This is a genomic window from Providencia rustigianii DSM 4541 (assembly GCF_000156395.1).
Classification (GTDB): domain Bacteria; phylum Pseudomonadota; class Gammaproteobacteria; order Enterobacterales; family Enterobacteriaceae; genus Providencia; species Providencia rustigianii.
On record NZ_GG703826.1, the window covers coordinates 2,235 to 11,439 of the forward strand.

At 43.6% G+C, this 9,205-nt stretch carries 7 protein-coding genes and 1 pseudogene; 6 read left to right on the forward strand and 2 right to left on the reverse strand.

Annotation, left to right across the window (positions count from 1 at the left end):
- The 4 genes and pseudogenes from PROVRUST_RS18410 to PROVRUST_RS18425 form a co-directional block, all read left to right on the forward strand.
- Positions 1-447: pseudogene (locus PROVRUST_RS18410) on the forward strand (replication initiation protein); the annotation flags it as partial.
- 7 nt (positions 448-454) lie between these two features.
- Positions 455-880 (forward strand): helix-turn-helix domain-containing protein, encoded by a 426-nt coding sequence (locus tag PROVRUST_RS18415; RefSeq protein ID WP_006816427.1) that lies wholly within the window; start codon positions 455-457, stop codon positions 878-880.
- Positions 881-1,156: 276 nt separating this feature from the next.
- A complete protein-coding gene (locus PROVRUST_RS18420; RefSeq protein ID WP_006816428.1) occupies positions 1,157-3,103 on the forward strand; it encodes a site-specific DNA-methyltransferase in 1,947 nt (648 codons plus the stop codon).
- Between the two features lie 4 nt (positions 3,104-3,107).
- The gene (locus PROVRUST_RS18425) at positions 3,108-5,735 is read left to right on the forward strand and encodes a DEAD/DEAH box helicase family protein (protein WP_006816429.1); all 2,628 of its coding nucleotides are present in this window, start codon (positions 3,108-3,110) and stop codon (positions 5,733-5,735) included.
- A gap of 39 nt (positions 5,736-5,774) precedes the next feature.
- Here PROVRUST_RS18425 and PROVRUST_RS20630 read toward each other — a convergent pair whose 3' ends face one another.
- Positions 5,775-6,359, reverse strand: coding sequence for a hypothetical protein (locus PROVRUST_RS20630; RefSeq protein WP_006816430.1), 585 nt, complete (start codon positions 6,357-6,359; stop codon positions 5,775-5,777).
- Between the two features lie 12 nt (positions 6,360-6,371).
- Positions 6,372-7,481 carry a MobA/MobL family protein gene (locus tag PROVRUST_RS18435; RefSeq protein ID WP_006816431.1) on the reverse strand — a complete coding sequence of 370 codons (1,110 nt, stop codon included), beginning with the start codon at positions 7,479-7,481 and terminating at the stop codon, positions 6,372-6,374.
- Positions 7,482-7,646: 165 nt separating this feature from the next.
- Between PROVRUST_RS18435 and PROVRUST_RS18440 the strand changes: the two genes are divergently transcribed.
- Positions 7,647-8,102, forward strand: a complete 456-nt coding sequence (locus PROVRUST_RS18440) for a conjugal transfer protein TraD (RefSeq protein WP_006816432.1) — start codon at positions 7,647-7,649, stop codon at positions 8,100-8,102.
- Positions 8,103-8,695: 593 nt separating this feature from the next.
- Positions 8,696-9,205, forward strand: a 510-nt coding sequence (locus PROVRUST_RS18445; RefSeq protein WP_006816434.1) for a replication initiation protein, incomplete at its 3' end; no start/stop codon positions are given.

Consider the following 9,205-nt stretch of genomic DNA (forward strand, 5'->3'; position numbering starts at 1 on the left):
GATGATTTTAAATTCATGTTAATGTTAGAAAAAAAATATAAAGATCTCAGGGACTTCAATAAAAAAATATTAAAGTTAGTAGAGAAAGATATAAATACCTACAGCAACATGACGTTAGCTATTAAAAAACGCGGTCGCCCTGCTGATACGTTGATATTTCAGGTTGAACTGGATAAACAAATTGACCTTGTGACAGAGCTAGCTAAAGATCCAGTATCAAAAAAAGAAGATAAGGCAATCCGTTTAACGCCTGAAAATCGTCTTCATGAGGGACTAAAAACAACATTGCATGATGCTTTAACTGCAAAAATTCAGCTTACCGGCTTTGAAGCTAAATTTCTGAGTGACATGCAGAGCAAATATGATCTAAACGGCTCATTTACATGGCTGACTCAAAAACAACGAGCCACGCTAGAGAAAATTTTAGCTAAATACGGACGGATCTGAGGTATCTATGGCACTGGTATCAGTTACAGAGGCAGCCAGACTAACTGGAAAAAACAGAGCAACAATACATCGCTATATTAAGCAAGGAAAACTGTCGCAAATTTCTGATGCAACAAACACAAAAAAAGTAGATACATCAGAGCTTATTCGTGTATTCGGCTCACTAACGGCGACACATGCAACACTGTCGCAAAGCGATGCAATGCAGCACGATGCAACACCTAAAACAGATCAATCCGTTGCACTGTTACAACAAAAAATTGCACTTTTAGAGCAACTGCTTGAAAGCAAAAATAAAGAATTACAACGTCAGGACGAGCATATAGACAGCCTGAAACAAGCAATGCTGTTAATCGAATCCAAGCTACCAACAACACCTGAACCAGTTGCATCAGTGCCTACCAAAAAATCATGGCAATTCTGGAAAAAATAGCCGGTTGGCATTATTTTCCCACTGAAAACGACATCACGATCTTGATAACAAATAAGTAACAATAAAACGGGGTATTTTCGGCAGGGAAAGAGACAGTTTTGAACTGTTCAGGGTGTTTTCAGGATGAAACCGGAAGCGGGTGTGCGCTTAAGCATGTTTATGTTAAATTGCCGTATTTTCCCCAACTTTATCACTGTTCAATGATGAGCCTGTTTCTGTATCTTCAACCTTCCCCTATAATCCTTTTCATATTTCAATCTGTCATAAGGCAATGACATGCAAACTGAATTAATCCGTGAACTGAACAAAGTATTAAAAGCGTTCTCGCAATTTTGGAATGGTAAAGAATTGCACCGAACGATGGTGATTGACGCAATCAACCGCAAACAGCCGGACGTTATCAAAGCATTAGTGGCAAATGAAAAAATTAAATCCGTTTATGGAACGGATATTGACGGTATTTTTATTTTTGATTTTGACAAGCTGTGTAGCCTATTAAAATACAAAGAATACTGGGCTAATAGCTTCACTAAATACCGCAACAAAGTGGGATTAACCAGTGAAGGAAAATACCTTGATTACAGCTCTGACGTGGTACTGGATTTCCCATTTAAAGACTGTGTACTTGAAGGCGGTATGACTAAAGAAAATCAAGGTAAAGATGAGGTTTATTACAATGACATTATTGCTCGTGATGAGATTGATAGTCTTCTCTCACCAAAGGCATTAACTAATGCAAAACGTTACACTAAAGATAACATTGAAAATAACATTACCAATTTTCACGATAACGAAAACTTAATAATCAAAGGAAATAATCTAATAGCCTTGCATTCATTAAGAAAAACCCTCTCAAGAAAGGTAAAGTTAATTTATATCGATCCGCCATACAACACTGGAAATGATGCTTTTAAATACAATGATAGATTTAACCGAACAACATGGTTAACTTTCATGAAAAATAGATTAGAGGCAGCTAAAGATCTTTTGAGTGAAAAAGGCACGATCTGCATACAAATAAATGATATAGAATTCTCATACCTAAAGGTTTTATGCGACTCAATTTTTGGAGAAGATAACTTCCAAAGCTCAATTTGCATACAAATGGCTCATCTAAGCGGTGTAAAAATGAGTCATTCATCAACAACAATACCAAAAATAAAAGAACATATTTTAATATATAACAAAGACTCAAAAAATATAAAAATAAACCCTCAGTACATTCCTGTGAGTTGGGATTTTGCATTTAATAGATATAACAATTTCATTAAAAAAAACAACTCCAATAACGAAACAGAATGGGAATCTATATCATTAAATACTGCAATAAAAGAGTCAGGCATAGATACTGCTGACAAGAAGCAAATAGAAGAATTTAAATTAAAAAATGCAAACTTGATATTTCAAACCGCTATAAATAGAAGTAAAAACTACCCAAAGGAACCTAGGGGTAAGTTTTTATATATTGATGGGAAATATGTATTAAATGGGAGGGAGCTGATATTTGCCTCAGACAAAATAAGAGTAATAAATGGCAAAAAACAGCCATCATCTATAATTAGTGATATTTGGACGGATATAGGTATAAATAATGTATTTCAAGAGGGCGGTGAAGACATATCTCTTCGGTTTGGTAAAAAACCAGAAATGCTATTACAGAGAATAATCTCTTTATTTTCAGATGAAAATGACATTGTATTGGATTTTCATCTTGGCAGCGGTACTACGAGTGCTGTCGCACACAAGATGAAAAGGAATTACATTGGTATCGAACAGATGGATTATGCTGAAACACTTGCAATAAGAAGGCTTTGTAATGTTGTTAATGGTGACAATTCAGGCATATCAAAAGACGTTAACTGGCAGGGAGGCGGCAGTTTTGTCTACGCCGAACTGATGGAACTGAACGCCTACTTCTTGCATGAAATCCAGAAAGCCCAATCCAATGAAGAACTCGAAAAACTCTTTGCGGTGATGAAAACAGAAGCACATCTCAATTATCAGGTGGCGTTGGAAAACGTCCTGTCTGCTGAGTATGAAATGGACGGTATTCCGCGTAAAGTCGCTTTCAGTGAATTGGAGTTGCACGAACAGAAGCAACTGCTGATTGAAATCCTCGATAAAAATCAGCTTTATGTGAACGCCGCCGAGATGGATGACAGCGACCTGAACATCTCAGAAAGTGACAAAGCCTTTACCCGCAGCTTCTACGGGATGGAGTGACGGTATGGCGAAGAAACCGAAGTCAGCCGGCGGTGAGAAGCTGCTGTTTAACAGACTGAAGCAGTTTGATGAACCGGGTCTGTTCCATGACCACTATGAGACACCGGATTACGTTCAGGCGAACCTGAAGGATGCCCTGCGCCCGTATCAGCACGGCGCGCTGCGCTATCTGCATTACACGCAGCGCAAGCGGGATGAGGCAATACTGCATTACCGACACCTGCTGTTTCACATGGCAACCGGTGCCGGTAAAACGATGGTGATGGCGGGCACGATACTCTATTTGTTTAAAGCGTACGGGTATCAGAACTTTATCTTTTTCGTGCATACCGACGCGATAATCCAGAAGACCCGTGAGAACCTGCTTAACCCGCAGTCGCCGAAATACCTGTTCAGTCAGGAAGTGGAAATCGACGGGGAAAAAATCATTATAGCCCCGGTGGAGACGTTCCCGTCTGTACCTGAGCGCAACACAATTTACCTCAAGCTCTCGACCATCCATAAGATGCACGACGAGATGAACAGCTATCGTGAGAACAGCATCACCTACGAGGATTTAAAAGAAATTCCATTAGTCCTGCTCGGTGACGAGGCGCATCACTTCAACGCCGGCACCAAAGCAAAAGGCAAAGCGAAAAACTCACCGGAGAACGAGGAGCAGACGTGGGAGCGCACGATTGAGAACATTCTCGACCTGCGACCGGATAACCGCCTGTTCGAGTTCACCGCCACCATTGACCTCGCGAATAAAGATATCGGGCAGAAATATCGTGATAAAGTAGTGTATCAGTATGATTTAAAACAGTTCATGTCAGACGGTTACTCGAAAAAAGTCATGCTATTGGAAGCCAACCAGAACGACGGCGACAAGATGCTCGATGCGGTGCTGTTAAGCCAGTACCGCAAGCTGACAGCGGCGGATAACGGCATTACCGGCTTCAAGCCGGTCATTCTGTTCAAGTCGAACAAGATTGCGATATCAAAAGCAAAACAGGATGAGTTTTCGCAACTGATTGCGGCACTGACACCGGAGAGCGTCAGACGCCACTTGTCGAATAAAAAAGTGCAGCTCAGCTCTGACACCAGTATCTGGCACAAAGTGATTCAGCGTTACGCTGACAGCGATTTAGTGGCGATTATCGGGCAGATTCAGGAGGATTTTAACGACTTCAACCTGCTGAACGTCAATAAATCAGACCTGCTGGAAGAAAACCCCGTTCTGCTGAACACACTGGAAGAAGTCGATAATCCGGTGAGAGCCGTATTCGCCGTGGCGAAAGTCAATGAAGGCTGGGACGTACTCAACCTCTATGACATTGTCCGTATCAGTGAGCAGGCGAGCAGCAGCAAAACCGGCACGGACAGCGAAGCCCAGCTTATCGGGCGCGGCGCGCGTTACTACCCGTTCGTTTATGACGGTAAACGGAGCTTCACCCGCCGGTTTGATAACAGCGCAAAAGCGTTAAGCGTACTGGAGCAACTTCACTACCACACCATCAATGAACCGGCGTATATCAAAACGCTGCACGCATCCCTTGAACAAGCAGACATTGACGCGCATCAGGATGGCGGTGGCACGGTTGAGCATGCCAGACTGAAAGCCGACTTTAAAAAATCTGCCGTGTATCAGACCGGAAAGCTGTACTTCAACGAAGTGGAAGAAATCGAGAGCAGCAGCCGCTGCTGGGAAACCTACTCACTGGAAACGCGCTTTGAAATACCGTACCAGACTGCCGGTGAAGAGTCGCTGGACAACCTGACAGGAACAACGGGGGGTATTACAAAAGACGAACCGCTGGTATTGGATGCGCGTTTTTACCGTAAGGCGATGCAGAAAATCCGTTTCTACGCACTGGATAACCTACAACGCTTTTTCCCAAAGCTGACCGGTATTCGTGAGTTTATCAATAGCAAGGACTATCTAGGCAAACTGGTCATCACTGTCACCATGCCGCAAGCGCTGGATTTTTCTGCTGTACCGGCAAAAGAAAAACTGCATCTTCTGGAAACCGTCCTGCTGCGTATTGCAGATAACGTGCGACGCAATGATCAGAAGGTGAAGGGCACGTACCGCTTTATCAGCCAGCCGGTGAAAGACGTTATCAAAGACTACAGCCTGCACATTGACCCGTCGGTTATCATTAACCAGAAAATCACTGCCGCGCAGACGATCGGTAAAAAATGGTACGTGTATGACAATGCGATACTGAATCAGCTCGAGCATCGTCTGGTGAAAACGCTGGAAACCTTTATGCCGAAACTCAAAGCCCGTTACGACGATATTTACGTGCTGCGTAACGATGAGCAGTCAACGCGCTTTAAGCTGACAGAATTCGGCGGTGTACGCGGTTTTATGCCGGATTTCATCATGATACTGACGCGCCATGCGGATAATGCTTACTGGCAGGTTTTCCTTGAGCCGAAAGGTGATGACAGGTTGCTGGATGACGCATGGAAAGAACGAATGCTGGAAACTCTGAATGACCGTGAACGCATTGTGATTGATGAAAATGAGGACGTCAGACTGATCGGAATTAAATTCTTTGCCAACAGTCAGATGGACGCATTCGTCACCGACATGCAGAACAGGTTGAATGAGGGCGAACCGCTCGAAACCACCTCGCTACTTTGACGACTTGCACGGGAAAACGGCGTATTCAGCGCCGTTTTTTTATTGTTTGATAATCAGATACGTGTCTTTTTTATCGCCGTATGACTGACTGGTATCTACTTTCACACAAGGTTTTCCGTCACACGTGGAGATATCAGCCAGCGGGGCTTTTTTCTGCCAGACCGCTTCCATGCGCTGCATTTTTGCAATTCGGTCATAGCCACTGTCGATAAAATAAAACACCCCCCAGAGACAGCTCCCCATGACCGCAAGCATAGTCAAAACAATATAAATCGCAGACTTCCACGTATAACGCGACATTTCACGTCGTATTTCACTGACGGATTCATGAGCCGCTGTAACCACCTGATTCAGCGCATTGACGGCAGGTTTCTGCTGCTCTAATCCCGTTTGTTTGAGTTCTTTCTCAACCTGAGTTAAAGCAGTACTCACCGATTGCCTGACCGTGTCGGTCATCTTACCGGAGGCACTGTCCAGTTCATGAATCACTTGCGCCAATTGTGCTGTCTGGCGGCTTAATTTAGCTGATTCCGCCTGAAATTCATCAATCAATGCAGCAACGCGTTTCTCTTGTGCTTGCTGATGACCAATCAGCGCGGCAATTTTTTTAATCTCATCGTTCATATTTAATCCTGTCTATCGAGAAAATGACCAGCCTTTATCCGGCTTTTGTCGTTTCTGCTCGGCGAGTCGCTGCCGTTCTTTTTCCTGCTGGCGTTGCTTCTCAGCCAGTCGCTCACGCTCCTGTTGCCTGACCAGTTCCTGATGAATATTCTGAAACTCTGCCATCGAGTCATTAATCAAGGATTGAAGGTCAATCTCTTCTTGTATCTCACTCAAGACATCATTGACCAATGGTGTTAGTTTTTCAGGCTCTTTTTCAAAATCAAACGTTCTGCCCTGAGCCTCATCTTGCGTCACATCCCATTTAGGAGTTTCAGTGACGTTCTCCCGCTCTGCGAGGGCTTCCCGTAATGACGTTGTCACATCAATCACGCTGTCGCGTTCATCACGGCAGTGCTGAGCCTGTCGCTCCGCTTCTCTGCGCTCCATCACCGCGTGTAACTGCTCAGGTTCAAACTTCCTGACCTGTCCCGCGCCAAAATGTCGCTCCGGCTCACGCTCAAGCCCCTGTTCTTTCAGGGAACGCGCATCCACACGGTCAGGATGCTGATAACGCTCAAGATGGTTATTTTGTAATGTTGCCCAACGTTCCCGCTGCGCGATAAGGTATTCCTTGCGTTCGGTCGGCGTTTCGCCGAACCGCACCTTTTTCGCGCCGCCGCGCTCAGGCTCTTTACTGTTCGCCCGTTTAAAATACTGCTGCGGGTCACGCTCGATACCGTCATTAAGCCGTTCAGAAAACATAATATGCGCGTGCGGTTGTTCACCGCCTTCAATCGCCGCTTTCGGGTTATGAATGGCAAATTGATAGGCGTGCCGGTCGCCAATTTCCTGTCGAATAATATCACGGACAAGCTCAAGGCGTTGTTCAGGTTTCAATTCACGCGGCAGGGCAATTTCAATTTCACGATAGGTGCAACCGTTGGCACGTTCAAACGTGTCAGCGGCTTTCCAAAACTCGGACGGTTTATGCGCTGCCCATGCAGGCATATTGCCCGATGCCTTGTGCTCAAGGTCATTGTCTTTTTCACGGGCATATTTGCCATCACGTGCAATATAATCGGCATGGGAAGCGGCTTTGCCTTTCCCGCCGGTTTTAACGCTGAGATGATAAGATGCCATGCTGTTTTCGCCCGCTGCAAGCGCGCACCGTTTCTGAACGAAGTAAAGAAACGTCTAAGTGCGCCCTATCAATAAAAAAGATGATAGGGATTGTAGTGGAATTTGACCTGAGTTGCCAATCATGAGCATAATTATTCCATTCAAAAAATAGCATGAGTGGTAAAGATGAAAACCGAAAAACAAGCAAAATGGCTCACAGACAGAGTGCAATATATCCGTGGTTTAAAATCACCGAATGAGCAACAACGTTTATTGGTGATATTGCACGATAAAGCGGATAAAACCGCCCAAGAAATAAAAACGCTCTCCTTGTTAATTCAGGCAGAGCGGGCAGCAGAAAAAGCACAGGAAGCCCGCACGAAGGTGATGAACCTGATACATGCTGAGAAACGTGCAGAAGCTAAAGCCGCCCGTAAAGCGCGTGACCATGCCCTTTATCAATCGGCGGGATTACTGATTATGGCAGGGTTAGTGGACAGTCAAACGGGTAAACCGGTGGATGACCCCGCGAAACTACTGGGCGCATTAGCCAGCTTGCATGAATTATCCCGTGATAATCCCAAGTGGGAAGAATGGAAATTGAAGGGGCAGGTATTACTCAATCAGAAAAAGGAAGATTAGAACAGGGTGTTAATACCCTCTAAAACGCCACAGAAAGTCCGTGGCGAGGTTTTATTGGCTCGGCAATGGAATTTATCATCCAATACTGAAAACGTGCCACAGAAGCCCAGACAATCCCCTCCTGATTGAGCCGTGAGCGAAGCGAACTCAATGACACGGAAAAAACAGCGGCGCAGTGGCTGGACGGTCGGAGACAAAAGATAGGGGCAGCGAGTTGCCCGAGCAAGGCGAGGGAGCTACTAGAGGTGTTTTAGGTTTGTTTTGAAAAGGAGCAAACGTTGTTTGCGACATCCTTTTAACTACTACAAATCGACGGCAGTTTTCTGATTTATCCACAGGGCTGGGATCTATTCTTTTTTATCTTTTATTCTTTCTTTATTCTAGTGTTTTTATGTTGTTGATTTTAAAAAACTTAATTACTTAAATGTGGACTAAAAATCATAAAGCGTGGACTAAAAATCATAGTATTTAAAAGAAATGTGGACTAAAAATCATAGTATTCACACAAAACCACGCATTGTGGACTTATTTATCAAGAGTCCACAATGTGGTAAAGTGGATTCATATTTATATAGTCCACTTTAAGGTTAGCTATGTCTGAGTTAGTCGTGTTTAAAGCAAATGAGCTGGCAGTTAGTCGATATGATTTAACTGAGCATGAAACAAAGTTGATTCTTTGTTGTGTAGCTCTGTTGAATCCAACGAAGGAAAACCCTACCAGAGAAGATAGAACAGTCACCTTCACTTATCAGCAATATGCTCAAATGATGGGGCTATCGTTAGATAACGCATATCATCGGCTGAACAAAGCCACTAGTGAACTAATGACTCGTACGGTAGAAATAATTTACCCTACAGGGGATATAGAAAAAACTATATTTCAATGGGTTAATTTCGCTAGATTTAGCCGAAAAAATCAATCATTGGAACTTGTTTTTAGTGAGGATATTCTACCGTATTTATTCCAGCTAAAAAAATTCATTAAATACAATCTTGAACATGTTAAATCCTTTGAAAACAAATATTCCATGCGTGTTTACGAATGGTTACTTAAAGAAATAACACAGAAAAAAACGCATAGAGCTAATATAGAAATTGGCATT

Excerpts from the sequence above, each read along its gene's own strand:
- PROVRUST_RS18420 (WP_006816428.1), top strand. The coding sequence starts at position 1,157 with ATGCAAACTGAATTAATCCGTGAACTGAACAAAGTATTAAAAGCGTTC.
- PROVRUST_RS20630 (WP_006816430.1), bottom strand. The coding sequence starts at position 6,359 with ATGAACGATGAGATTAAAAAAATTGCCGCGCTGATTGGTCATCAGCAA.
- PROVRUST_RS18440 (WP_006816432.1), top strand. The coding sequence starts at position 7,647 with ATGAAAACCGAAAAACAAGCAAAATGGCTCACAGACAGAGTGCAATAT.
- PROVRUST_RS18435 (WP_006816431.1), bottom strand. The coding sequence starts at position 7,481 with ATGGCATCTTATCATCTCAGCGTTAAAACCGGCGGGAAAGGCAAAGCC.
- PROVRUST_RS18415 (WP_006816427.1), top strand. The coding sequence starts at position 455 with ATGGCACTGGTATCAGTTACAGAGGCAGCCAGACTAACTGGAAAAAAC.
- PROVRUST_RS18425 (WP_006816429.1), top strand. The coding sequence starts at position 3,108 with ATGGCGAAGAAACCGAAGTCAGCCGGCGGTGAGAAGCTGCTGTTTAAC.